The sequence below is a fragment of the Amycolatopsis sp. SID8362 genome (assembly GCF_010550475.1).
Taxonomy (GTDB): Bacteria; Actinomycetota; Actinomycetes; order Mycobacteriales; family Pseudonocardiaceae; genus Amycolatopsis; species Amycolatopsis eburnea.
Genome location: NZ_JAAGNB010000656.1, coordinates 1 through 788 on the forward strand (window position 1 = coordinate 1; position 788 = coordinate 788).

1 protein-coding gene and 1 pseudogene are annotated in these 788 nt (G+C 72.2%); both read left to right on the forward strand.

Features of this window, described 5'->3' with window-relative positions; translation table 11 throughout:
- Positions 1-419 (forward strand): annotated as a pseudogene (locus G3I65_RS20280) (SAM-dependent methyltransferase); the annotation flags it as partial.
- Between the two features lie 61 nt (positions 420-480).
- Positions 481-732 (forward strand): DUF4287 domain-containing protein, encoded by a 252-nt coding sequence (locus G3I65_RS20285; protein ID WP_160697502.1) that lies wholly within the window; start codon positions 481-483, stop codon positions 730-732.
- Positions 733-788: the final 56 nt, after the last annotated feature.

A 788-nucleotide genomic window follows, 5' to 3' on the forward strand; every position in this document is an offset into this window, starting at 1 on the left:
ACCCGGTCGCCGGCCCGGCGAAGGCGGCGCGCGTGTTGCGGCCCGGCGGGCTGCTCGCGGTGTTCGCCCACGTCTTCCAGCCGCCCGCCGCGGTCGCGGACGCGTTGAAGGCCGCCATGCCGGGCTCGCCGTTCGCGGGGGAGCAGCGGAGTGCCGCCGAGCTGTACGAGGTGATGTTCACCGGGTTCGCCGACGCGATCCGGGCCTCGGGCGTCTTCGGCGAGCCGGAACGACGGCGGTTCACCTGGGAGAAGCGGTACACGCGCGAGGAATGGCTGGACTTCCTGCCGACGACCGGCGGCCTGACGCGGCTGGCGCCGGAGGCGCTGGCGGAGGTGCTGGCCGCGGTCGGCGCAGCGATCGAAAAGCCCTTCGTGCTGCCGTACACGACGCTGGCGGTGTTCGCGGCGAAGCCTTGACAAAAAAAGTTGTCGGTGAGAACTTGGGGACACACAACCCGCACCGATCCCCGGAGTCCCCATGTCCTTCCAGGCCTACCTCGACAACGCCGAGAAGCAGACCGGCATCACCCCGCGCGCCTTCCTCGGCCTGGCGGCGAGCAAGAACCTCACCAAGCACGGCGAGATCATCACGTGGCTGAAGACGGACCACGGCCTGGGTCACGGCCACGCCACGGCGATCGCCCGCCTGGTGACGAAGGGACCGGAGTTCGTGGCCGCGCACCACACCGGCGGCGTGCTGCACCTCGACGGCCTGGCCGCCCGGGAGTGACCCCGGGCGGTCAGCGGCCCACCGCGGCGGCCGGTTCGGGGCTCGCGGCCGCCACC